This is a genomic window from Agilicoccus flavus (assembly GCF_014857905.1).
In the GTDB taxonomy this organism is placed as follows: Bacteria; Actinomycetota; Actinomycetes; order Actinomycetales; family Dermatophilaceae; genus Agilicoccus; species Agilicoccus flavus.
On record NZ_JACYXE010000001.1, the window covers coordinates 638,031 to 660,297 of the forward strand.

Consider the following 22,267-nt stretch of genomic DNA (forward strand, 5'->3'; position numbering starts at 1 on the left):
GGTCCGGACGGCGCGCGAGAGGCCGGATTCCGTCAGGCTGGGGCCGCACCCCCCTCACGAAAGGCCCCCATGTCCTCCCCCCGCCCCGCCTCGAGAGAGGCCTTCTCGTCCCGCAGCGTGTTCATCCTCGCGGCGATCGGTTCGGCCGTCGGTCTCGGCAACATCTGGCGCTACCCCTACGTCGCCTTCCAGTCCGGCGGCGGCGCGTTCATCGTCCCCTACCTCGTCGCCCTCCTCACCGCCGGCATCCCCCTGCTCTTCCTCGACTACGCCCTCGGCCACAAGTACCGGGCGTCCCCGCCGCTCGCCTTCCGGCGCGTCATGCGGTGGGCCGAGCCGATCGGGTGGATGCAGGTCCTCATGTGCTTCGTCATCGCGACGTTCTACTCGTGCGTCATCGCGTGGGCGAGCTGCTACGCCTTCTTCTCCCTGACCATCGCCTGGGGCGACGACGCCGAGGGGTTCTTCGCCTCGACGTTCCTCCAGCAGGGTGACCAGACGATGTTCGGCGGTCTCGTGCCGGGCGTCGCGATCCCCCTCGTGGTCGTCTGGGCCGTCTCCATCGGCATCGTCGCCCTCGGCATCGAGAAGGGCATCGGCAGCGCCAACCGGATCCTGCTGCCCACGCTCATCATCCTGTTCGTGGGGCTCGTCCTGCGGTCGCTGTTCCTACCGGGCGCGATGGTCGGCCTCGACGCGTTCTTCACGCCCCAGTGGGGCGCCCTGCTCGATCCGCAGGTGTGGATCGCCGCCTACGGTCAGATCTTCTTCTCGCTGTCGGTCGCGTTCGGCGCGATGCTCACGTACTCCTCCCACCTCAAGCGGCGCACCAACCTCACCGGCTCCGGTCTCGTCGTCGCGTTCTCGAACTCGAGCTTCGAGGTGCTCGCCGGCATCGGCGTGTTCGCCGCTCTCGGCTTCCTCGCGACCCAGTCGGGCGTGCCCGTCAGCGAGGCCGCGGCCGGCGGCCCCGGCCTGGCCTTCGTCGCCTTCCCGACGCTCATCGGGGAGATGCCGTTCGGCGAGATCTTCGGCGCGGCGTTCTTCATCTCGCTCGTCTTCGCGGGCATCACGTCGCTCGTCTCGATCATCCAGCCGCCCTCGGACGCCATTTCCGAAAAGTTCGGCATCCCCACCCGCACGGCCACGCTGCTCGTCGGCGGCGCCGCCGCCGTCGTGTCGCTGCTCCTCTTCCCGACGACGACGGGTCTGAACACCCTCGACGTCACGGACAACTGGATCAACAACGTCGTCCTCGTGATGAACGCCTTCGTCATGGTCGTCGTCGTCGTGTGGATCGCCCGCGTCGTGCCGAACCTGGCGCGCCACCTCAACGCGGTCAGCTCGTTCAACGTCGGCCGGGGGTGGTGGCTCTGCCTCGGCATCGTGTCGCCGGCCATCCTGCTGTTCTTCGGCTCGCAGACCATCATCGACCTCATCGCCAACGGCTACAACGACCTGCCCGGCGAACTCATCGCCGTCTTCGGCTGGGGCATCACGGGCGGGCTCGTCGTCCTCGCCGTCGCCCTCACCCTCGTGCCCTGGCGGAACGAGAACGCCCTCACCCGCGCCCGCGACATGGACGACGAGTCCAGCGAGGACGACCACCACCCCGACCTCCAGGAGGACCCCCGATGAGCGCCACCGCGATCGTCATGATGATCTGCTACCTCGGCATCGTGTGGGGCGGCCTCGTCCTCGCGCTGCTGCACCTGCGCAAGCACCCGGACGAGTAGGCGGCCCCGACCCGCGGCCCGGTCGCCGACCGGCCGCGGTCGACCGCCGATCCAGCACAGAACGGCGCCTCCCCGCCCGGGGAGGCGCCGTTCCGCGTCACTCCCGTCGCGTCACTCTCGGTGGCGGTGGGCGGCGCGGGCCCGGGCGAGGACCGCGCGGCCGCGGTCCAGGACGACGTCCACCGGGGCGGAACCGGTGGCCTGCGCCGCCTCGAGCAGGCCGGAGGTGCGCTCGCCGATGCGGTCGACGTCCGCGGCGAGGCGGTCCTCGCCCCAGCCCATGGCGCGGGCGTGCTCGTGGATGACGCCGCCCGCGTTGGCCACGAAGTCCGGCACGAAGGTGACGCCGGCCTCGACGAGTGCGGCGGCGACGTCAGGGGTGTCGAGGACGTCGTTGGCGGCCCCCGCCACGACCCGCGCCCGCAGGCGGGGGACGTCGGAGCGGCCGATCACGCGGGCGACGGCGCACGGCGCGAACACGTCCGCGTCGACGAAGGGCGCCTTCCGCGGATCGACCACCTGTGCCCCGATCCGCTCGGCCACCGCCGCGGCCCGGGCAGGGTCGACGTCGGAGAGCAGGACCGTGGCGCCCGCCCCGGCGGCCAGCTCCGCGAGCGCCCCACCCACGCTGCCCGCCCCCTGGACCGACACGGTGACCCCGGTGAGATCGGCGACGCCGAGCGTGTGGCGGGTGGCCGCGTCGAGGGCCGCGAACACGCCGCGGGCCGTCCACGGCGCCGGGTCGTGTCGGGCGCAGTACACCTTGGCGCCCTGGTCGGCGAGGACGGCCATGTCGGCCATCGTCGTGCCCATGTCGACGCCCGGGATGTACGTGCCGCCCAGGCGCGCGACGAACTCGCCGAAGCGGGACACGAGCCGGGCCCGGGCGTCGCCCCCGCGCCCCGGGTCGTCGTCGATGATCACGGACTTCGCCCCGCCGTAGGGCAGCTCGGCCAGCGCGTGCTTGAAGGTCATGGCCCGTGCGAGCCGCTGCGCCTCCCGCACGGCGGCCGCGGCGTCGGGGTAGGCGCGGAACCGGACGCCGCCGAACCCGGGCCCGAGCGTCGTGTCGTCGACCGCGACGACGGCACGCAACCCCACCTGCTCGTCCCGGCACGTGATGACCTGCTCGCTGTCCCAGACGCTCTCGTCCATGGCGTCGATGGTGTCACGACGCGCCGGGGTCGGCGCCCGGTTCAGGAGCCGTCGCGAGGGTCGGCGGCGAGCTCGAACGCGACGGCGCGGACCGGGCGCCGTCCAGGCCCTCCAGCGGGAGGGGCAGGGCCAGGACGAACGGGTCGGGCCAGCTCACCCGGTCCAGACCGGTGAGGTTCTCGCCGATGACGCCCCCCGCGTCGGCGACGAGGTGATGGCAGGGCAGGGGGTCGTCGCCGTGGGGGTCGATGCTCGGGGCGTCGAGCAGGACGGTGCGGACCCCGGTCGCGAGCACCCGCGCGCACGCGTCGGGGTCCAGGTGCGGGTGCGCGAACCACGCGGGGGTGCCGTAGTGCCGCACCCAGCCGGTGTGCAGCAGGACGAGCACGCCGGGGCCCAGGCGCGGCGCCACCGGCTCGAACACGTCCCAGCCGATGGGCTGCCCGGCGCCCGCGGCGGTGGCGTCGACGAGCACCCCGGGGCCGGCGAACAGGCCCACCTCGAGGCGGTCGACGCTCGCCCCGCCGGCGGCGACGTGGGACGGGGCGTCGACGTGCGTGCCGGACTGCGAGCCGACGGTCACCTCGTGGACGACGGACCCGTCCTCGGACAGGCTGCTCGCCGGCGTGAAGCGGGGTCGCGGGTCGCCCGGGTACACGACGGCGTCGGGACCGAGGGGGAGCGTCAGGTCGACGTGGCGCAGGACCCGCACGGTGGATCAGTTCGCCGAGAACGTGTCGGGGGCGACCGTGTGCGGCAACGCGCCCAGGCGGTCGACGATGACGATCTCGCGCCGCACGAGACGCCGGGCGAGGGCCAGCCGGTCCTCGGTCGTCGGCGCCTCCAGCAGGGCCTGCCGATCCGTGATCGCGAGCGCGACGAGCTCCCCGACCCGATAGGACAGGGCCCGCAGGTCGGTGGGGCGCGACCCGGAGACGGGGTCGCGCTGATCGCCGTGCTCGTCGGCCGCGGCGTCGGACCCGCCCTCGAACAGCATCGAGTACGCCACGAGGCGCGCCCGCAGGACCCGGGCGAGGCCCACGCACCGGCCGACGTCGCCGTCGTCCTCGGGGATCCACGTGACCTCGCCGACGAGATAGGGCTGGGCGCGCGTGTCGACGGCGTCCACCGTGAAGCGCCGGGCCCCGCGGGCGAGCACCGTGTACGACCCGTCGGCCATGCGCTCGACGTGGGTGAGCAGGGCGGTGCACCCGACGCCGAAGAGGGCGCCGACGTTGTCCGCGCCCACCTCGTGACCGGCGCGGATGGCGACGACCCCGAACTCCGGCGACTCGCGCTCCTCCAAGAGGGACCGGAGCATCTCGACGTACCGCGGCTCGAAGATCCGCAGCGGAAGCCGCGCCCCCGGGACGAGGACCGTGCCGAGCGGGAACAGCGGCAGCGTGGCCATTCCCCCAGGCTAGGCGGAGCCGGAGCGGGCCCGACCCCGAACGGGACCACGGCCGCGGAAAACGGGGGGAACGGTGTCGGTGGTGCGCCGTACGGTAAGGGACGCGATGCGCGACTTCCCCAGCCCCACGCGGGCCTACCTCGATCCCGGCGCCCCGGCCCCCGACACCCGGTCGCCGGGAGCGTTCGTGCGCTGGCTGTTCCGCGTCCAGATCACGATCTGGCCCCTCTCGGTCGTCTTCGCGCTGCTCTGGGTCGTGCCGCCGACCCTCACCCCGTGGCTGCTCGGCAAGGCCATCGACACCGGCATCGTGCCGGGGGACCCGGCGCAGACCTGGCGCTGGCTGGGGTGGCTCGCCCTCGTCACCGTCGTGGGCGCCCTCGCGGGCGTGGCCAACCACACGCTCATCGTCCGGTCCTGGGTGCTGGCGATCTTCGACACCGTCTCGCTCGTGACGAACAAGACCCTGCACCTGGGGCACGTCCTCCCGCGGCGCACGCCCACCGGCGAGGTCCTGTCCATCGCGGGGGCCGACGGCGACGAGTACGGCGGGTTCATGGAGGTGGCGATCCGGGCGGCCGCCGAGTTCGCGGCGTACGTCGTCGTGGCCTCCATCGTCCTGTCGACGTCGTTCGAGCTCGGCCTGCTCGTGTTGCTCGCGGCGCCTGTGCTGGCCGCCTCAGCGTGGCCGTTCCTGCGCCCGATGGAGAAGTGGCAGGGCGCCGAGCGCAGCCGCACCTCGCACCTGACGTCGCAGGCCACCGACATCGTCGCGGGTCTGCGGGTCCTGCGCGGCATCGGCGGGGAGTCGACGTTCGGGGCGAACTACGCGGCGCAGTCGCAACGGGTGCGCCGCGCCGGGGTCCGCGCGGGGGCGTGGGAGGCGGCGGTCGAGGCGACCGGTGTGCTGCTCGCGGGGCTGCTCGTCGTCGGCATCGTCCGCCTCGGGGTGGCCGAGGTCGGCGCCGGGCGGCTCGAGATCGGCCAGCTCGTCGCGTTCCTCGGGTACGGCCTGTTCCTCGTGCAGCCCATGCGGACGTTCTTCCAGCTCGTGCAGAAGTGGACCCGCACGCGGGTGGCGGCCCGCAAGACGACCGCCGTCCTGGGTCAGGAAGAGCCGTGGCGCGCCCCGGAGCGGGCGCGCGTGCTCCCCGTCGACGGCGACCTCGTCGACGAGGAGGGCGGGATCACGGCTCGCGGCGGGCGGTTGACGATGCTCGTGTGCGGCTCGACCGACGAGGCGGCCGCCCTCGCCGACCGGCTGGGGCGCTACCTGCCCGCGGACGGCGACGACGCCGTGTCGGTCGAGGTGACCGAGGGCGTGGTCGGCCGCGCCGCCCGGGCCCAGCGCGCCCGGGCCGAGGCGGAACGCGCCCGCCGTGCGCGTCGCGACGCGGAGCGCGCCGCCCGGCCCTGGGGCGTGAGCCTCGGCGGCATCGACCTGTCGTCCGCCGACCTGGCCGACGTCCGCGCGACGATCCTCGTGGGCGACGCGTCCGCCCAGCTCTTCGCGGGCACCCTGCAGGAGGCCGTGGAACCGCACGGGCGCCTGACCCGACCACAGGCCGAGGCGGCGCTGCTGGCCGCGGCCGCCCTCGACGTCTACGACGCGCTGCCGGGCGGGTGGGCCGGGCGGCTCGACGAGCGCGCCCGCGGCCTGTCCGGCGGCCAGCGGCAGCGCCTCGTGCTCGCCCGGGCGCTCGCGGCCGACGCGCCGGTCCTCGTCCTCGTCGAACCCACGTCCGCCGTCGACGCCCACACCGAGGCGGCGATCGGCGAGCGCCTGCCCGCCGCCCGGGCCGGCCGGACCACCGTCGTCGCGACGACCTCGCCCCTGCTCCTGCGCCACGCCGACGACGTCGTCCTCGTGCGCGACGGACGCGCCGTGACCCGCGGGACCCACGCCCACCTCATGGCGACCTCGCCCGACTACCGCGCGGTCGTCGTCCGCGACGAGCAGCCGGCCGACGCGGGGGGCCCGCGATGAGCGCGCCCGAGACCGGCGTCGCCGACCTCGCCGACTTCGCCTCCCATTCGGAGCGCACGTGGCGCGAGGGTGGGCGGCCCCACGGGGCGATCCCGGAGTCGTTGCACCTCGACCGGCCCCGCGCCGCGGGTCTTCTCGCCCGGCTCGCCGCCTGGCGGGACCGGCACACCCTGCGCACCCGCCTCGCGGAGGCGTTCTCGGCGCGCCAGTTCGGCGACGAGGTCGGGCTGCCCATCGCGAGCCGCGCCGACGTCACGGCCTTCCTGCGCGACCTGCTGTGGTCGCGTCGCCGGCTGCTCGCGCTGCTCGTCGCGGTCAACGCGCTGACGGCGGTGGCGACGCTCACCGTCCCGCGGCTGCTCGGGGCGCTCGTCGACGACACGGTCGCCCACGTCGCGGCCGGCCGGGGCGCGCAGGTCGCGTCGCTCACCGCGGCGCTCACGCTGGCCGTCGCCGTGACCGTCGTCGTCCAGGCCCTGCTCACGTGGGGGGCCCGGACGACGTCGGCGGTGCTCGGGCAGGACGTCCTCGCCTCCGCCCGCGAGTACGTTGTCGGCGCCATCCTGCGCCTGCCCCTGTCGCGGGTCGAGTCGGCGGGCACGGGCGACCTCGTGACGCGCATGACGCGCGACGTCAGCTCCATGAGCGTCGCCGTCCGCCTCGGGTTGCCCGAGTCGATCATCGGCGTGGTCATGGTGAGCTTCACCCTCGTCGCGCTCGTCCTCAACTCCCCGCTGCTGGCGGTCCCCACGCTCGTCTGCATCGGGGCCTCCCTCGTGCAGGTGCGCCGGTACATGCGCCGGGCCCCGGCCGGCTACCTCTACGAGGGGGGAACGTACGCCCTGGTCAACTCGACCCTCAGCGAGACGGTGGAGGGCGCCCGCACGGTCGAGGCCCTCGGCCTCGCCGGGCCCCGCGAGGCGCGGGGCCGGGCCGATCTCGACGTGACCGGTCAGGCCGAGCGCTACACGATGAGCCTGCGCAACCTCCTGTTCATCGTCATGGACATCGCGTTCGGGATGCCGCGGGTGCTCACCCTCGGCGTCGCCGCCTACGCGCACACCCGCGGCTGGGTGAGCCTGGGCCAGATCACGACCGCCATGCTCTACATCGGGGCGATCGGGGAGCCGTTCGACCAGCTCGTGCACAACCTCGACCGCCTCCAGGTGGGCATCGCGTCGACGACCCGCCTCATCGGCATCGCGAGCATCCCGCCCGACCGCGTCGCCGGCGACGAGGAACCGGCGAACGGCGACCTGCGCGGCCGCAACCTGCGTTACGCCTACCGGGAGGGTCACGACGTCCTGCACGGCATCGACCTCGACCTGCGCGCCGGAGAGCGGCTCGCGGTCGTCGGGCCGAGCGGGTCGGGCAAGTCGACGCTCGGTCGACTCCTCGCGGGCATCCACGCGCCCCGCGAGGGCACCGCCCAGGTCGGCGGGGTCGACCTCACGCGTCTGACGACGGCGTCGCTGCGGCGCGAGGTCGCGCTCGTCACCCAGGAACACCACGTCTTCATCGGCACCGTCCGCGACAACGTGGTGCTCGCCCGGGAGCACGACGAGGTGCCCGTGCCCGACGCCGAGGTGCAGCGCGCGCTCCGGGCGGTCGACGCGTGGGACTGGGTCGCCGCCCTCCCGAGCGGTCTCGACACGACGCTCGGGCCGGGGCACCAGGCCCTCACGCCCGGGCAGGCCCAGCAGGTGGCCCTCGCCCGGCTCGTGCTCGCCGACCCGCACACCCTCGTGCTCGACGAGGCGACCTCGCTCATCGATCCGCGGACCGCCCACCACGTCGAGGGGTCGATGAACGCCCTGCTCACCGGCCGCACCGTCGTCGCCATCGCGCACCGCCTGCACACCGCGCACGACGCGGACCGCATCGCCGTCGTCATCGGCGGCCGGATCGCCGAGCTCGGTACGCACGACGAGCTGCTCGCGCGCGACGGTGAATACGCGGCGCTGTGGCGGGCGTGGACGTCGTGACACCTTTTTGACAATGATTATCGTAAGTGGGAGGCTCGGGGCCATGCCCCGCCGAACCCAGCGCGCCCGCCACGCCCACCCCGTCCGCCGGACCACGCGCCGCCCGCGCGTCGCCCTGGCGGCGGCGGCGCTCGCGCTCGCGGGGGCCGCAGGATGCGGGTCGACGCCGGGATCGGAGGGCGCCGCAGGAGGGGGCGGCGCCGACGCGATCGGCGTCGTCGCCGCGTTCTACCCGCTCGAGCATGCCGTGCGCGAGATCGGCGGCGACCGGGTGCGGGTCACCGGGCTCACCAAGCCCGGCGCCGAACCCCACGACCTCGAGATGACCCCCAAGGACGTGGCCGCGGTCACCGAGTCCAGGCTCGCCGTCTACGAGAAGGGCATGCAGCCCGCGCTCGACAAGGCGATCTCCGACCAGGGCCTCCAGCAGGCCTTCGACGTGTCCGGGCCCGCCGACCTGTCCCTGTCCGAGCCGGAGGGCGCCGGTCACGAGGGCCACGACCACGGGACCGAGGCGGGCGCCACCGACCCGCACTTCTGGCTCGACCCGATCCGGTACCAGAAGGTGGCACAGGCCATCGCGACGCGGCTCGGCGAGGTCGACCCCGACCACAAGGCGGAGTACGACCGCAACGCCCAGCGCTTCGTGGCCGACCTCGGCGCCCTCGACGCCGAGTTCACGGCCGGCCTGGCGCGGTGCGCGAGCGACGACCTCGTGACGAGCCACGCCGCGTTCGCCTACCTCGCCGACCGGTACGGCCTGCACCAGGTGCCGATCGCGGGGCTCGAGCCCGACGCCGAGCCCGACCCGGCCCGCCTCGCGCAGATCTCGCGGTTCGTCCGCACGAACAAGGTGGGCACCATCTATACCGAGACCCTCGCCACCCCGGCCGTCGCGAAGACCGTCGCCGGCGAGACCGGTGCGAAGATGGCCGTCCTCGACCCGATCGAGGGCCTCACCGACTCCAGCCAGGGGTCCACGTACCTCGAGATCATGCGCGCCAACCTGGCGGCGCTGAAGAAGGGCCAGGGCTGCTCGTGACCGCACCGCATCCCGGGGGGCGACAGGCCCGCCCCGACGAGATCATCGCGCTGCGGTCGGCGTCCTTCGGGTACGCCGACCGCACGGTCGTCTCCGGCGTCGACCTCACGCTGCACCCCGGCGAGGTCGTCGCCCTCCTCGGCGCGAACGGCAGCGGCAAGTCCACGCTCGTCAAGGGCCTGCTCGGGCTCAACGACCACCTCGGCGGGTCGGTCGAGCTGTTCGGCACCCCGCTGCGCCGGTTCAGGCGCCGGTCCCTGCTCGGGTACGTCCCGCAGCGGCACACGCTGTCGGGCACGGTGGCCGCGACGGTCACCGAGATCGTCGCCGCCGGACGCCTCCCCCACCAGGGGCTGCTCGCCCGCCCGTCCCGGGAGGACCGCCGCATCATCGGCGAGTCCCTCGAGCTCGTCGGCCTCGCCGACCGGGCCCGCGACGACGTCGCCGAGCTGTCGGGCGGACAGCAGCGCCGCGTCCTCATCGCCCGCGCCCTCGCCGGCCGACCCGAGGTCCTCGTCATGGACGAGCCCACCGCCGGCGTCGACCTCGGCAACCAGCGCGCCCTCGAGGCCGTCCTCGCCCGTCTCGCCGAGCGCGGCACGACGATGCTCGTCGTCACCCACGAGGTCGCGCCGCTGCGCTCGATCCTCACGCGCGTCGTGACGATGTCGGGCGGGCGCATCACGTTCGACGGGCCCGCGAGCCGCCTCGACGTCGCCGGCGACGTCACCGGCGACTGGGTGGGCCCGGGCGCACGGGGCGGGCACGACGGCCACGCGCACCGGCACGGACAGCGCGGTGGCCCCGAGCACACGACCCACCACGACGGCCATCACCACGACGACGGCCGCCACGACGACGCCGGAACGAGCACCTCCCTCGGCCTCACCCATCCGGGCACCCGGGATCGGAGGACCCACGATGCTTGAGCTCCTCGACTACGACTTCATGCGGCGGGCCCTGCTCGCCGCGCTGCTCGTCGGCTGCGCCGCACCGCTCGTCGGCGCGTTCCTCGTGCAGCGAGGCCTGTCGCTCGTCGGCGACGGCCTCGGCCACGTCGCGTTCGCGGGCGTCGCCATCGGCGTGCTCACCGGGACCCAACCCGTGTGGACCGCGCTGCTCGCGGCCGTCGCGGCGGCGGTGGTCATCGAGCTCGTCCGGGCCCGCGGCCGCACGAGCGGCGACGTCGCCCTCGCCGTCATGTTCTACGGCGGCATCGCCTTCGGCGTCGTCGTCCTGTCGGCCACGACGGCGGGCAGCGGCGCCCTCACCTCCTACCTGTTCGGGGCCATCACGACGACGACGCAGTCCGACATCGTCGCCTTCGCGGTGCTCGCCGTCGCCGTCGTCACGCTGACGTGGGTCCTGCGGCCGCGCCTGTTCGCCGTCGCGAACGACCCCGAGTACGCGCGCGCGTCGGGCCTGCCGGTACTCGGCCTCAACATCACCCTCGCGGTGCTCACCGCCGTCACGGTCGTCGTGTCGATGCGGGTCGTCGGGCTGCTGCTCATCAGCGCCCTGATGATCGTGCCCAACGCCGCCGCCCAGCTCCTCGCCCGCAGCTTCCGCGGCATGATGCTGCTCGCCGCTGCGATCGGGGTGGCCTGCAGCCTGGGCGGAGTGGCGGCCAGCTACGCCCTGTCCACCCCCTCCGGCGGCACGATCGTCCTGCTCGCCATCGGCATGTTCGTCGCGTGCGCCGTCGGCGACGCCCTGCGCCGCCGCCTCGGAGCGCGCCACCGACCCGCCGAGCTGCACGACCACGAGCACGGCCCCGACTGCGGCCACGACGCCGTCCCCCACGACGACCACCTCGACTACGTCCACGACGGGCACCGTCACGCCCACCACGGCGACCACTACGACGAACACTCCGACCACGCGTCCGTCGCCGACGCGCCCGAGCGGCCCGCCGGCCGGGCCGTACAGTGACGGGACCCGAGCACCCCGCGAGGAGACATGGCCGAGACCGAACGCCGTAACACCCGGCAGCGCCGCGCCGTCGAGGACGTCCTGCGCCACACCGACGACTTCATCTCGGCGCAGGACCTGCACGCGACCCTGCGGGGGGCGGGCGACTCGATCGGCCTCGCGACCGTCTACCGGACCCTGTCGACCCTGGCCGAGGACGAGCGCGTCGACGTGCTGCGGACGCAGGAGGGCGAGGCCCGCTACCGGCTGTGCTCGACCGACGACCACCACCATCACCTCGTGTGCCGCGACTGCGGCCACACCGTCGAGATCGAGGGCCCGGCCGTCGAGGAGTGGGCCGAGCGGACCGCGAGCACCCACGGGTTCACCGCCGTCAGCCACACCCTCGAGGTCTTCGGGCGGTGCGCGTCGTGCACCGCCGCCGGGGTCGCGGCCGTGACCGGCGCTACGGCCGACGTAGTGGCCGACGCAGTGCCGAGCGCGGAGCCCCGAGCGGGCGAGCCCGCGGCGGCCCGGGGCCGGGATGCCGAGGCTCGCCACGCGGGTCGATGATGGGGGCATGTCGAACACGTCCCGCCCGCCGTTCACCCTGTCCATCGCCGGCTCCGAGGCCACCGGAGGCGCCGGGGCCCAGGCCGACCTCAAGACGTTCCAGGCCCTCGGCACGTACGGCATCGTCGCGCTGACCTGCATCGTCTCCTTCGACCCGAAGGCCGGCTGGGGCCACCGCTTCGTGCCGATCGAGCCGCAGGTCATCGCCGACCAGCTCGAGGCCGAGTTCGCGTGCTACGACATGGACGCCGTGAAGATCGGCATGCTCGGCACGCCCGCGACCATCGAGACGGTCGCCGGCGCGCTCCGCGAGCAGACCCTGCCGCACCTCGTCCTCGACCCGGTCCTCATCTGCAAGGGCCAGGAGCCCGGCGCCGCCCTCGACACCGACAACGCCCTCAAGGAGCAGGTGCTCCCCCTCGCGACGTTCGTCACGCCCAACCACTTCGAGGCGATGTCCCTGTCGGGGATGGACGCGATCGAGGACGTCGAGGCGCTCACCGAGGCGGCGAAGCGCATCTACGACGCGTGCGGGGCGACGGTCCTCGCCAAGGGCGGGGTGCGCCTCGCGGGCGACGACGCCGTCGACGTCTTCTACGACGGCACCACGCTCGAGATCCTCGCGACGCCCAAGATCGGTGAGCACGCCGTGAGCGGCGCCGGCTGCTCGTTGGCGGCCGCGGTGACGGCCGAGCTCGCCAAGGGCGCGACGCCGCTGGAGGCGGCCCGCAGCGCGAAGGCGTTCGTCACCGAGGGCATCCGCAACCGGGTCCCCTCGAACGCGCCGTTCGACGCGCTGCGCCAGCTCTGAGCCGACCCCGACCACCCCTGAGCGAGCCTCCGATCCCCCTCCCCGGACGGGGACCCGTCGGCGTGCCGGTCGGTCGTTCCACCTGATGGGCATCCCTGGCGAAAGCCGCACGGCGACAACGACAATGATCGGGTGAACCGGGGGGATTCGACGAGCGCCCACGACGGCTCGAGCGGGAGGCCGCCGGGGGTCGTCTTCGACATGGACGGCGTCCTCACCGACACTGAGAGCATGTGGGACGACGTCCGGCGCGGCCTCGCGCGCGACGCCGGCGTGCCGTGGCCCGACGACGCCACGCCCGCGATGATGGGCATGAGCACCCCGGAGTGGAGCGCCTACCTCTCGGAGACGGTGCGCATCGGGCTCGACCCCCGGGCCGCGGCCGCCGCGACGATCGACGCGATGGCCGACCGCTACCGCGAGCACCTGCCGATCATGCCGGGCGCCGTCGAGGCGGTCCGGCGCATGGCCGAGGGGCGCACGATCGCGCTCGCGTCGTCCTCGCCGCGGCGCCTCATCGACGTCGTGCTCGACCAGCTCGAGATCGCCGACCTCTTCGCGGCGACGGTGTCGACCGAGGAGGTCGCCGCCGGCAAGCCCGCGCCCGACGGGTACCTGCGCGCCTGTGAGCTCGCCGGCATCGACCCGGCCCGCGGGATCGCGGTGGAGGACTCGACCAACGGCATCCGGTCGGCGCACGCGGCGGGGTTCGCGGTCGTCGCGGTCCCGACGCCCTTCCACCCCCCGGCGCCCGACGCGGCAGCCCTCGCCGCCGCCACGCTCACCTCGTTGGACGAGCTGACACCGGCCCTCGTGGACGGGCTGCGGCCATGACCGGGCGGCCGGCCCGGCGTCTCGGCCGCCGTCTTGGACACCCGACCGAAGAATCTCGCGGAAAGGCTCTCGCCGGGCCGGCTCGGGACGATAGGCAGGTGTCCGGCAGGGGGCCGGATGCAGCCGAAAACGCTTGCACCACAACGGGGGACACGATCATGCACACCATCGCCATCGCCATCGAACGGGCGCACGCCGCGCTGCTGGCCCGCCTCGAGCCCGTCTGCCGCACCTGCGACGACCTCGCCTGCCTCGACTGCGCGCAGGACGTCGCCCACGACCGCTGCGTCCGGCCGTGCACCCACTGCACGCCCGGGGACGTCGACTGGGACCAGTCGTGGGAGATAACGGCGATCATCACCGAGCTGCGCGGCCTCGACCGCCTCGACCGGGCCGTCGCCGCCGGCGCCTGACCCGTCCGAGCCCTCGCCCGTCGCGAGACGCGCGGGGGCGTCAGAGCGCGCGGGCGCCGGAGCGGTACTGCGCGCACCGCTCGACGTAGCGCTCCGCGTTGGCGGCGATGGACGCCACCTCCTCGTCGGTGAGCTCGCGGTGCACCTTTCCGGGGACGCCGACGACGAGGGAGCGCGGGGGGATCTCGACGCCCTCCGAGACGAGGGTCCCGGCGGCGAGGACCGTGTCGGACCCGACCGTCGCGCCGTTCATGACCGTGGCGCTCATGCCCACGAGGACCCGGTCGCCGATGGTGCACCCGTGGACGACCGCGGCGTGCCCGACGGAGACGTCGTCGCCGAGAGTGGCGGGGAACCCGGGGTCCGCGTGCATGACCGCGCCGTCCTGGAGGTTGGACCGCGCCCCGATCGTGATGGCGTCGCCGTCCGCGCGCGCCGTCGCCGAGAACCAGACGCTCGCCTGCGCGCCGACGCTCACGCGCCCGACGAGGGTGGCATTGTCGGCGACGTACGCGCTCTCGTCGACCTGCGGGCGCTCTCCGTCGAGCTCGATGCGCATCGGGATCTCCTCGTGATGGGGCGGGCGGGACGCCAGCCTACGGCGGCCGGCCCGGGGCACGGTGGCGTCAGCGGGCGAGGAAACGCTGCGCGGCGAGGGCGAGCGCCGCGGCCTCGCGCTGCTGGAACGCGCGGCTCGACAGCAAGCGGGCCTCGGTCGGGTTGCGCATGTTGCCCGCCTCGAGCATGACGGCGGGCACGCGGGAGAGGTTGACGCCGGCGATGTCGCGGCGCGGCGTGACGCCCGTGCCGCCGCCGAGGTAGGTCGACCGCGGGCGCCCGGTGACCTGGGCGAACGCGTCGCGGACGAGGGCCGCCGCCCGGGCCGACCGGGCCGTGACGCCAGCGCCCCCCGCCATCCGCGTCGAGCGGATGACGTGGAAGCCGCGCGCCGAGGCGGCCGCTCCGTCAGCGTGGATCGAGAGCACGAGGTCGGCGCGGTACCGGTTTCCGATGGCGGCGCGCTCGTCGACGCAGGGGCCGATGCCGCCGTCGGTCGGCCGGGTGAGGACCACGCGGGCGCCCCGGGCGCGCAGCGTCGCCGCGAGCTTCGTGGCCACGGCCCAGTTGTGCGCGTGCTCGGAGTAGCCGCCGTTCGTCGACGTGCCCGTCGTGTTGCAGGCCTTGGTGCCGCCGGTGCCGTCGGGCACCGCTCGCCCGTTGATCCGGGCGTTCGAGCGGCCGTTGTGGCCCGCGTCGACGACGATCGTCCGGCCCGAGAGGGCGCCGCGGGCGGGCGTCGAGAGCCGCACGCCGCCGCGGCTCGGGGCCGAACGCGCGCCGGCCGCGAAGACGGCGCCGTCGAACAGCCCGCCCCCGCCGGCGACCATCGCGTTCGAGGCCCCGGCGACCTGCGCGACGACCGGGGCCGGGGCGAGATCCGGAGCCGGCGTGCTCGACGCGCCGGCATTCGAGGGCGTCGCGAGCGGCCCGGGCGCCTCTGGTGCCTCGGTCGCCGGGTCCGCGGCCGGCGCCTGCGTGTTCTGCGTGGGCGGCGTGGACTGCGCCACGACGTGGGCGGCCGTCTGTGCGGGCTCGGCCGGAGCCGCGGGCGCCGCCGCGGTGGTCGAGGCCGGTTCGTCCCGGTCGACGGTCAGGCCGACGAGCCCGCCGACGGTCACCGCCAGCACGGCACCGACCGCCACCGTGGTCGTCGTCAGTGTCGAGACGTTCCTGCGCGGACCCTGCTCCATGTCACATCCCACCCGTCGTCACCCGTGTACCTGCCCATCGGATCCGGACGCGCCCGTCCGAGGATCCCCGCCGCCCTGTCGTCGGGGATGTCCGCCGGCCGAGACGCGCGCCCGGGCCACCCTTCGAGGAAAGCACGTCCGCCGCCCGGCCGGGAGCGTCGTGCACCGGCGCGGCGCGGCGCGCCTCGTGCCTCGCCTACGGTGACGGGGTGAGTGGCCCCCGACGCCCCGGCCCCGTCGCCCGGGAGGACCTCGACCTGCCCGGCGGGATCCGTCTGCGCGTGGCCCGGTACACCCCGCGAGGCTCCCCCGGGCCGCCGGTCGTGCTCGTCCACGGATTCCGGGGCGACCACCACGGCCTCGACACGATCGCCCTGTTCCTCACCCGCCGGCGCCGCGCCGAGACGGCCGGGGCGTCGGGTCCCGGCCAGGACGCCGGGGCCGGCGGCCTCGAGAGGATCGTCGCGCCGGACCTGCCGGGCTTCGGGGCCGGCCCGCCCCTGCCGGGGCGCCACGACCTCGCCGCCTACGTGCGGGTCCTCGCCGACCTCCTCGCCGCCGAGGGCGCGACCCCCGACCGGCCGGTGGTGCTCGTCGGCCACTCCTTCGGGAGCGTGCTCGTGGCCCACCTCGCGGCCGCCCGGCCGGAGCTCGTGGCGGGCCTCGCCCTGGTCAACCCCATCACCTCCGACCCGCTCGCGGGTCCGCGGGCGTGGGCCTCGCGGGCGACGCGCGGCTACTACGGCCTGGCGCGCGGCCTCGCGCGCCTCGCCGGGCCGGGGCCGGCCCGGGCGTTCCTCGCCTGGCCGCCCGTCGTCCGCGCGATGTCGGAGGCGATGGCCACGACCCGCGACCCCGCGCTGCGGGCGTGGATCCACGACCAGCACGCGCGCCACTTCAGCACGTTCTCCGACGCCCGGGTGGTCGCCGAGGCGTTCGAGGTGTCGATCACCCACACGGTGCGCGACGTCGAGGCCGTACTCGCGGCGGCCCCGTTCCCCGTCCTCGTCGTCGCGGGCGACGCCGACGACATCGCCCCCCTGCCGGGCCAGCGCGCGTTCGCGGCGGCGGTCGGCGCCCGCCTCGTGGTCCTGCCGCGCGTCGGACACCTCGTGCACTACGAACGCCCCGATGCCGCTGCCGACGCCGTGGCCGACCTGCTGGCCGACCTCGCCGCGCGGCGCGCCGACGCCGGCCGGCCCGGCTCCGAACCCGACCCCGACCCCGACCCCGACCACGCTCCCGCTCCCGGTCCCGGTCCCGGTCCCGGTCCCGGTCCCGAGCTCGACTCCCGTCCCGGTCCCGGTCCCGACTCCGGTTCCGGTTCCGGTTCCGGTTCCACGAGGACGGTCGCCCGATGACCCGGCCGCTGCGCCTGCTCGTCGACGCGCGCTTCACCCGCCTCGACCACCCCGACGGGATCAGCCGGTTCACCGCCGGCCTCGTGGGCGCCCTCGCCCGCCGGCCGGACCGCGTCCGGGTGGCGATGCTCGTCCGCGACGAACGCCAGCTCGCCCTCCTGCCGGACGTGCCGCACGTCATGGGCCCCTCGCCCCTGCGGCCCACCGAGGCGTTCGTCGCCTTCCGCCTGCGGCGACTCGCCCCCGACGTCGTCTTCTGCCCGATGCAGACCATGGGGTCGTGGGGGCGCCGCTACGGGCTCGTCCTCACCCTCCACGACCTCATCTACTACGCCCACCCCACCCCGCCGGGGTTCCTCCCGGCGCCGGTGCGGCTCGCGTGGCGGCTGTTCCACCGGGCGTACTGGCCGCAGCGCGTCCTGCTCGACCGCGCCGACGTCGTGGCCACGGTCAGCGCGACGACCCGGGAGCTCATGGCGCGCCACCGGCTCACCCGGCGCCCCGTCGCGGTCGTCGGCAACGCGCCCACCCCCGGCGCCTTCGACGCCGTCCCGGTGCCCGCGCCGCTCGCGCCGCGCCCGGGCGGTCGTCTCGTGTACATGGGCGCCTTCGCGGCGTACAAGAACGTCGAGACGCTCGTCGCCGCCATGGCGCACCTGCCCGGCCACGAGCTGCGCCTGCTCTCGCGCGTCGACCCCCGCCGCCGCGCCCAGCTCGCCGCGCTCGCCGCGCGTGTCGCCCCGGGGGCCGCCGTGACGTTCGTCGACGGGGTGAACGACGAGGAGTACGCGGCCGAGCTCGACGTCGCGACCGCGCTGCTCACCCTGAGCCGGGCCGAGGGGTACGGGCTCCCGCTCGTGGAGGCGATGGGCCGCGGCGTGCCGGTCGTCGCCGCGGACACCCCGATCTTCCGGGAGGTGGCCGGGGACGCGGCGACGTACGTCCCGGCGGACGACCCGGTGGCCTGCGCCCGCGCGGTGCGCGACCTGGGGGATCCGGCGGTCTGGCGGGACGCGTCGGACCGGGCTCTCGCCCGGGCCGCCGCCTTCTCGTGGGACGCCTCGGCCGCCGCGCTCCTCGACGTCGCCGACGGGATCGTGCGCGCCCGCGAGGCCGGCAGCGCCGCCGAGGACCCTGCCGGGTCGCCCTCGGGCCGACTACAGTCGAGGGCGCCCCGGGATCCCGGACCGACGCTCGGGCGACGCATCAGGTCGCGGCCCCTCCGGTCGCCGTCGAGGAGGTGAGCATGGCGAACCTCATCCGCACGCTCCCGTTGAGCAACGCCGCGGCCTACGAGTGCGCCCGCTCCGGCCACGACATCGTGGACGTCGACCACGTCCTGCTCGCGCTCCTCGCCACCGGCGGGCCGGTGGCGAGGATCATGGCCGAGCACGGCCTCACGCTCGCGAGCACCCGCGAGACCGTCTCCGTCCGCCGCCGGGCCGGGGCACCGGAGGACGCGGACGACCCGACCACCCAGTCCATCCCCGTCGGCGCGCTGCGCGACGACGTCAGCGGCGGGCTGCCCTGGACGGCCCGCGCGACCGAGCTGTGGCCGTCACCGGCCGCCCGCACGACCGACCTCGAGCTCCTGCTCACCCTCATGGACGAGGAGGGCGGTGTCGTCTGGAGCATCATCGAGATGGGCGACGCCGAGGCCGGCGCCGTGCAGGCCGAGGTCGAGAGCACCCTCGACGACGGGGACGACGGCGGCACCGAGATCGGCGAGCACACGTTCAGCGACGACGATCCGGCCGTGACCGTGTCGCTCGACCACGCCCTCGCCCAGCCCGTCGACATCGTGTGGCCCTCGCTCGTCGACTCCGGGCTGGTCTGCCTGTGGGCCGGTTCCCCCGAGACGAGCCGCGTCGTCTCCGGGGGCGTCGAGACGACCTTCGAACGCCTCGGCCACCGCGGCCACATCCGCCTGGACCCGACCCTCGTCGAGGAGCCGGGCCCGCTCGGCGCCCGCGTCGTCTGGCAGGAGCGGCAGTTCTCCGACAAGGTGCGGGGCGACCACGGAGGCTGGTACGACCTGCAGCTCACCCCGACCGGGCCCGCCTCCACGCTCCGGCTCACCCGCGGGCTGCGGACGTTCGGCGCGCTGGGCCGCGCCCTCATGCCCATCGCGCGCCGCAGCACGGCCGCGAACCTCAACCCCATGGCCCAGGACATCGCCTACGCCTCGGCCCGGCGCTACTGACGTCAGACCCTCCTCGCCCGCGCGCGGCACCCCGAGGACCGGTGTCCACTCCGCTCGGGCGGCCTCGTCGGCAGGGCTGCGTGTCGTGGCCGTTGCCGGCCGGTCAGCCTCGCACCGCGGCGACGGCCGAGCCTAGGGCGGCCCCGACGTCGCCCATGACGTGCCGGCGGTCCTCGACGACGAACCGGCCGTCGACCGCGACGTCGACGACGTCGGCGTTCGTGGCGGCCCACCACACCTGCGCCGGTTCGGTGCCCGCCGTCCGCGGGCTCGCCGTGTCGACGACGACGACGTCGGCCCGGTGGCCGGGGCGCAGGGCTCCGACGTCGCTCCACCCCAGGCTCGCGTGCGCCGTCACCGCGGCGGCCAGCTCCGACGGCCCGAGGTCGCGCCCGGCCATCCGCTCGTGCATCGCGAGGCCGCGCACTTCCTCGAAGGGGTCGACGACCACGTGGTGGTCGGTGCCCAGGGACACGCGCGCCCCGGCGTCGAGCAGCGCCCGGACCGACCCGAGGCCCTCGCGCAGGTCGTGACGCGACGTCGGGCAGAACGCGACGCTCGCCCCCGCCTTGCCGAGCAGGTCGACGTCCGACCCGCTCAGGTGCGTGCCGTGCACGGCCGTGAAGTGCCGGTTCACGAGGCCGGCGTCGCGCAGCAGCTCCATCGGGGTGCACCCGTAGTACGCCTGGCACGCCGCGTTCTCGTCGGGCTGCCCCGAGACGTGGGCGTGGACGACGAGCTGCTCCCCGCGGGCCCGGGCGAGCCGCGAAGACGTGGCCACCTCCCGGATGCCGAGCAGGGCGTTGCGCGGCACGGCCCGCACCGAATGGATCCCCAGACCGATGCGGGTCCGCTCCGTCTCGGGGCGGCGCGAGACCCGCCGCGCCCAGTCGTCGAGGCTGCCGTCGGCGAAGCGGACCTCCTGCTGCGCGAGGCGCACGTGGCGCTCCTTCGTCAGACCGCCGGAGAGGTAGAGCGTGTCGAGGAGGGTCATGCGCAGGCCCGCGTCCTCGGCGGCCCGCAGCAGCGCCGCCCCCATCGCGTTCGGGTAGGAGTACGGCCGCCCGTCGGGGTCGTTGTGCACGTAGTGGAACTCGCCGACGGTCGTGATCCCCGCGAGGAGCTTCTCGGCGAACACGGCCCGCGCGAGGGCGTAGTAGTTCTCGGGGTCGAGCCGCCCGGCGAGGGCGCACGTCGCCTCGCGGCGGCTGCCGGCGGCGTCCCCGACGTGCGTGGTCCCCCGCAGCGCGCGGTGGAAGGCGTGGGAGTGGGTGTCGGCGAGGCCCGGCAACGCGAGGCCGGGCAGCAACCGTGAACCCGTGGGACGCGTCGAGTTCGGGGTGACGGCCGCGAACCGACCGTCGGCCACCTCGAGGCTCACGTCGGCCGCGTACCCGGTGGGCAGCAGGGCGTGGGGCGCGAACCACCGCTCGCGAGGCTGGGCGGTCTGCTCCGACGTCATCGTTCCCCCGTGTGCACGAGGCGTTCGACCACATCGGTCAGCGCGGCCACCCCGCTCAGGCAATCCCTCCAATCGGCCGTCTCGTCGGGGGCCTGAGAAACGCCGGTCGGGTTGCGCACGAACAACATTGCGACGTCGACCCCGGCCCGGGCGAGGACGCCCGCGTCGTACTCCGCCGGCGTGTCGAGCACGGGGGCGCCGAGCGCCTCGGCGATGCCCGCGACGAGGGCGTCGTCGAAGGGGGATCCGTCCGCGTCGGGGCCACCACCGGCGCGCGTCCGGGTGCCCGCGCCGACACCCACGGGGGCGCCCAGCTCCGCGAGCCGGGGGCCCGGCTCGAGGCGCAGCTCGACGAACGTGCCGACGCGTCGCATCGTCTCCTCGTCGGGCCCGACGAGGTCGGCGTCGTGCCCGGTGGCCCGCATCGCCTCCGCCAGGCTCACCCCGTCGGCGTCGCGCAGGGCGAGGGCGCGCGCCGCGTCGTACTCGCCGGTGACGACCCGCGAGCCGAGGCAGGCGACGCCGAAGCGCGCCCCGGCCGATTCGACGAAGTTGACGACCCCGAGCGGACGTTCCGGCGTGAACCCGCGCTCGCGCAGCTCGTCCACGGCCGCGAGCGCCGACACGACCCCGAGGGCACCGGCGTAGACGCCGCCGTCGCGCACCGAGTCGAGGTGGAGCCGATGACCACGCCCTGCCGGCCCGCGGCGAGCGACCCGTCGATGTCGCCCCACCACGCCCACTGGTTGCCGATCCGGTCGGTGCTCACGTCGAGGCCGCGGCGGCCGCACTCCCCGACGAACCAGTCGCGCAGGTCCGCGTCCTGACGCGAGGCGGCGGTAGCCGGAGCCGGTGCGGCCCACGGGCGGCAGGTCGGCCCACATCTGCGCGAACTCGTCGGCCACGCCGTGGGAGGGGGGAAGGCTGTGCATGGTGGCCTTTCATGACGCCGGATCCCGCCGCCGCGCGGGCGGTCCGTGAAGATCATGCCCGCTCGCCCTGGTCAGCGGGGTGATCGGCGCGGTGCACCCGGCGCCGGACCCGCCGGCGTGTTGCGCTCGCCGTCGGCCCGACCGACGATCTCCGCCCACCCGTCGGGTGGCCGGCTGTCGTAGCCTGACCCCGCCCCCGCACCCGTCGCCCGAGGTGATCGATGACGCAGAACCACTACGCCGGCCCCCGCTCGTCCCGGGTCACCGACCCGGCGTTCGTCCGGTTCCTGCGGGCGCGTCGCGACGAGGAGGCCCGGGCCGCCGCCGCGCGGGCCGAGGCCGCCGTCGGCCCCGACGGCCGCTCGATCGACCCGGCGGACGGGGGCCGCCGGGACCGCACCGGCGAGGGGCTGGCCGTCCTCGACGAGCTCATCGCCGGCCTCGAGGCGGGCCGCGACCTTGACGCGATGCAGCTCCCCCTCATCAAGATCGCCTACGGGCGTCACCCCGACTTCCGCCCGGAGTGGCACTCGACCCTGGGCTGACCCGACCCCGACGTCGCCCGGCCACGCTCTGCCGGCCCCGCCGGGATCCGTGACACCATGACGCGGTCACCCCCGCAGGCGGCGCCGTGGCCGTCCGGACGTCGAAAGGGCCGCACATGACCGGCGAGGACACCCCCCGTTCAAGACCCACCGAC

At 75.1% G+C, this 22,267-nt stretch carries 22 protein-coding genes; 15 read left to right on the forward strand and 7 right to left on the reverse strand.

Annotated features, from left to right (window positions below; translation table 11 throughout):
- Positions 1–69: 69 nt before the first annotated feature.
- Entirely contained in the window at positions 70–1,638 is a 1,569-nt protein-coding gene (locus ICW24_RS02880; RefSeq protein ID WP_226344179.1) for a sodium-dependent transporter, read from the forward strand.
- Positions 1,635–1,736: a methionine/alanine import family NSS transporter small subunit gene (locus ICW24_RS02885; RefSeq protein ID WP_226344180.1), complete on the forward strand. Its 102-nt coding sequence runs from the start codon at positions 1,635–1,637 to the stop codon at positions 1,734–1,736. Before ICW24_RS02880 ends, ICW24_RS02885 begins: the two co-directional genes overlap by 4 nt.
- A 111-nt stretch (positions 1,737–1,847) precedes the next feature.
- On the opposite strand, the gene ICW24_RS02890 is transcribed toward ICW24_RS02885, so the two are convergent.
- From ICW24_RS02890 to ICW24_RS02900, 3 genes are read right to left on the reverse strand one after another with little or no spacing between them, the layout of a single operon-like run.
- Positions 1,848–2,891, reverse strand: coding sequence for a Glu/Leu/Phe/Val dehydrogenase dimerization domain-containing protein (locus ICW24_RS02890; RefSeq protein WP_226344181.1), 1,044 nt, complete (start codon positions 2,889–2,891; stop codon positions 1,848–1,850).
- Positions 2,892–2,904: 13 nt separating this feature from the next.
- Positions 2,905–3,603 (reverse strand): cyclase family protein, encoded by a 699-nt coding sequence (locus ICW24_RS02895; protein WP_226344182.1) that lies wholly within the window; start codon positions 3,601–3,603, stop codon positions 2,905–2,907.
- Between the two features lie 6 nt (positions 3,604–3,609).
- Positions 3,610–4,302, reverse strand: coding sequence for an LON peptidase substrate-binding domain-containing protein (locus ICW24_RS02900; protein ID WP_226344183.1), 693 nt, complete (start codon positions 4,300–4,302; stop codon positions 3,610–3,612).
- Positions 4,303–4,408: 106 nt separating this feature from the next.
- Between ICW24_RS02900 and ICW24_RS02905 the strand changes: the two genes are divergently transcribed.
- The 9 genes from ICW24_RS02905 (at position 4,409) to ICW24_RS02945 (ending at position 13,858) form a co-directional block, all read left to right on the forward strand.
- A complete protein-coding gene (locus tag ICW24_RS02905) occupies positions 4,409–6,289 on the forward strand; it encodes an ABC transporter transmembrane domain-containing protein (protein ID WP_226344184.1) in 1,881 nt (626 codons plus the stop codon).
- Positions 6,286–8,274, forward strand: coding sequence for an ABC transporter ATP-binding protein (locus ICW24_RS02910; protein WP_226344185.1), 1,989 nt, complete (start codon positions 6,286–6,288; stop codon positions 8,272–8,274). Before ICW24_RS02905 ends, ICW24_RS02910 begins: the two co-directional genes overlap by 4 nt.
- A gap of 43 nt (positions 8,275–8,317) precedes the next feature.
- Positions 8,318–9,316, forward strand: coding sequence for a metal ABC transporter substrate-binding protein (locus ICW24_RS02915; protein ID WP_226344186.1), 999 nt, complete (start codon positions 8,318–8,320; stop codon positions 9,314–9,316).
- Positions 9,313–10,245, forward strand: a complete 933-nt coding sequence (locus ICW24_RS02920; protein WP_226344187.1) for a metal ABC transporter ATP-binding protein — start codon at positions 9,313–9,315, stop codon at positions 10,243–10,245. The genes ICW24_RS02915 and ICW24_RS02920 overlap by 4 nt, the downstream gene beginning before the upstream one ends.
- Positions 10,238–11,248: a metal ABC transporter permease gene (locus ICW24_RS02925; RefSeq protein WP_226344188.1), complete on the forward strand. Its 1,011-nt coding sequence runs from the start codon at positions 10,238–10,240 to the stop codon at positions 11,246–11,248. The genes ICW24_RS02920 and ICW24_RS02925 overlap by 8 nt, the downstream gene beginning before the upstream one ends.
- A 27-nt stretch (positions 11,249–11,275) precedes the next feature.
- Entirely contained in the window at positions 11,276–11,800 is a 525-nt protein-coding gene (locus ICW24_RS02930) for a Fur family transcriptional regulator (protein ID WP_307781280.1), read from the forward strand.
- Positions 11,801–11,807: 7 nt separating this feature from the next.
- A complete protein-coding gene (locus tag ICW24_RS02935) occupies positions 11,808–12,611 on the forward strand; it encodes a hydroxymethylpyrimidine/phosphomethylpyrimidine kinase (RefSeq protein WP_226344189.1) in 804 nt (267 codons plus the stop codon).
- A gap of 132 nt (positions 12,612–12,743) precedes the next feature.
- Entirely contained in the window at positions 12,744–13,445 is a 702-nt protein-coding gene (locus ICW24_RS02940; protein ID WP_226344190.1) for an HAD family hydrolase, read from the forward strand.
- 158 nt (positions 13,446–13,603) lie between these two features.
- Positions 13,604–13,858: a hypothetical protein gene (locus ICW24_RS02945; RefSeq protein WP_226344191.1), complete on the forward strand. Its 255-nt coding sequence runs from the start codon at positions 13,604–13,606 to the stop codon at positions 13,856–13,858.
- Positions 13,859–13,898: 40 nt separating this feature from the next.
- Here ICW24_RS02945 and ICW24_RS02950 read toward each other — a convergent pair whose 3' ends face one another.
- Together ICW24_RS02950 and ICW24_RS02955 are read right to left on the reverse strand one after the other, a co-directional pair.
- On the reverse strand, positions 13,899–14,417 hold the full coding sequence (locus ICW24_RS02950) for a gamma carbonic anhydrase family protein (RefSeq protein WP_226344192.1): 519 nt from the start codon (positions 14,415–14,417) through the stop codon (positions 13,899–13,901).
- A gap of 67 nt (positions 14,418–14,484) precedes the next feature.
- Positions 14,485–15,609 carry an N-acetylmuramoyl-L-alanine amidase gene (locus tag ICW24_RS02955; RefSeq protein WP_226344193.1) on the reverse strand — a complete coding sequence of 375 codons (1,125 nt, stop codon included), beginning with the start codon at positions 15,607–15,609 and terminating at the stop codon, positions 14,485–14,487.
- A gap of 209 nt (positions 15,610–15,818) precedes the next feature.
- Here ICW24_RS02955 and ICW24_RS02960 point away from each other — a divergent pair, with 209 nt between their 5' ends.
- From ICW24_RS02960 to ICW24_RS02970, 3 genes are read left to right on the forward strand one after another with little or no spacing between them, the layout of a single operon-like run.
- A complete protein-coding gene (locus ICW24_RS02960; protein WP_307781281.1) occupies positions 15,819–16,970 on the forward strand; it encodes an alpha/beta fold hydrolase in 1,152 nt (383 codons plus the stop codon).
- Between the two features lie 8 nt (positions 16,971–16,978).
- Positions 16,979–18,214, forward strand: a complete 1,236-nt coding sequence (locus tag ICW24_RS02965; protein ID WP_226344344.1) for a glycosyltransferase family 4 protein — start codon at positions 16,979–16,981, stop codon at positions 18,212–18,214.
- Positions 18,215–18,216: 2 nt separating this feature from the next.
- Positions 18,217–19,173: a Clp protease N-terminal domain-containing protein gene (locus ICW24_RS02970; RefSeq protein ID WP_226344194.1), complete on the forward strand. Its 957-nt coding sequence runs from the start codon at positions 18,217–18,219 to the stop codon at positions 19,171–19,173.
- Between the two features lie 103 nt (positions 19,174–19,276).
- Here ICW24_RS02970 and ICW24_RS02975 read toward each other — a convergent pair whose 3' ends face one another.
- Both ICW24_RS02975 and ICW24_RS02980 read right to left on the reverse strand, forming a co-directional pair.
- Entirely contained in the window at positions 19,277–20,635 is a 1,359-nt protein-coding gene (locus ICW24_RS02975; protein ID WP_226344195.1) for a formimidoylglutamate deiminase, read from the reverse strand.
- Positions 20,632–21,300, reverse strand: coding sequence for a M20/M25/M40 family metallo-hydrolase (locus tag ICW24_RS02980; RefSeq protein ID WP_307781282.1), 669 nt, complete (start codon positions 21,298–21,300; stop codon positions 20,632–20,634). Before ICW24_RS02980 ends, ICW24_RS02975 begins: the two co-directional genes overlap by 4 nt.
- 488 nt (positions 21,301–21,788) lie before the next feature.
- Here ICW24_RS02980 and ICW24_RS02985 point away from each other — a divergent pair, with 488 nt between their 5' ends.
- Positions 21,789–22,112: a hypothetical protein gene (locus ICW24_RS02985; protein ID WP_226344196.1), complete on the forward strand. Its 324-nt coding sequence runs from the start codon at positions 21,789–21,791 to the stop codon at positions 22,110–22,112.
- Positions 22,113–22,267: the final 155 nt, after the last annotated feature.

Bases quoted from the DNA above. Each gene is read 5' to 3' on its own strand.
- ICW24_RS02880 (WP_226344179.1), top strand. From the start codon at position 70: ATGTCCTCCCCCCGCCCCGCCTCGAGAGAGGCCTTCTCGTCCCGCAGC.
- ICW24_RS02885 (WP_226344180.1), top strand. From the start codon at position 1,635: ATGAGCGCCACCGCGATCGTCATGATGATCTGCTACCTCGGCATCGTG.
- ICW24_RS02890 (WP_226344181.1), bottom strand. From the start codon at position 2,891: ATGGACGAGAGCGTCTGGGACAGCGAGCAGGTCATCACGTGCCGGGAC.
- ICW24_RS02900 (WP_226344183.1), bottom strand. From the start codon at position 4,302: ATGGCCACGCTGCCGCTGTTCCCGCTCGGCACGGTCCTCGTCCCGGGG.
- ICW24_RS02905 (WP_226344184.1), top strand. From the start codon at position 4,409: ATGCGCGACTTCCCCAGCCCCACGCGGGCCTACCTCGATCCCGGCGCC.
- ICW24_RS02910 (WP_226344185.1), top strand. From the start codon at position 6,286: ATGAGCGCGCCCGAGACCGGCGTCGCCGACCTCGCCGACTTCGCCTCC.
- ICW24_RS02915 (WP_226344186.1), top strand. From the start codon at position 8,318: ATGCCCCGCCGAACCCAGCGCGCCCGCCACGCCCACCCCGTCCGCCGG.
- ICW24_RS02925 (WP_226344188.1), top strand. From the start codon at position 10,238: ATGCTTGAGCTCCTCGACTACGACTTCATGCGGCGGGCCCTGCTCGCC.
- ICW24_RS02930 (WP_307781280.1), top strand. From the start codon at position 11,276: ATGGCCGAGACCGAACGCCGTAACACCCGGCAGCGCCGCGCCGTCGAG.
- ICW24_RS02935 (WP_226344189.1), top strand. From the start codon at position 11,808: ATGTCGAACACGTCCCGCCCGCCGTTCACCCTGTCCATCGCCGGCTCC.
- ICW24_RS02945 (WP_226344191.1), top strand. From the start codon at position 13,604: ATGCACACCATCGCCATCGCCATCGAACGGGCGCACGCCGCGCTGCTG.
- ICW24_RS02950 (WP_226344192.1), bottom strand. From the start codon at position 14,417: ATGCGCATCGAGCTCGACGGAGAGCGCCCGCAGGTCGACGAGAGCGCG.
- ICW24_RS02955 (WP_226344193.1), bottom strand. From the start codon at position 15,609: ATGGAGCAGGGTCCGCGCAGGAACGTCTCGACACTGACGACGACCACG.
- ICW24_RS02970 (WP_226344194.1), top strand. From the start codon at position 18,217: ATGGCGAACCTCATCCGCACGCTCCCGTTGAGCAACGCCGCGGCCTAC.
- ICW24_RS02975 (WP_226344195.1), bottom strand. From the start codon at position 20,635: ATGACGTCGGAGCAGACCGCCCAGCCTCGCGAGCGGTGGTTCGCGCCC.
- ICW24_RS02985 (WP_226344196.1), top strand. From the start codon at position 21,789: ATGACGCAGAACCACTACGCCGGCCCCCGCTCGTCCCGGGTCACCGAC.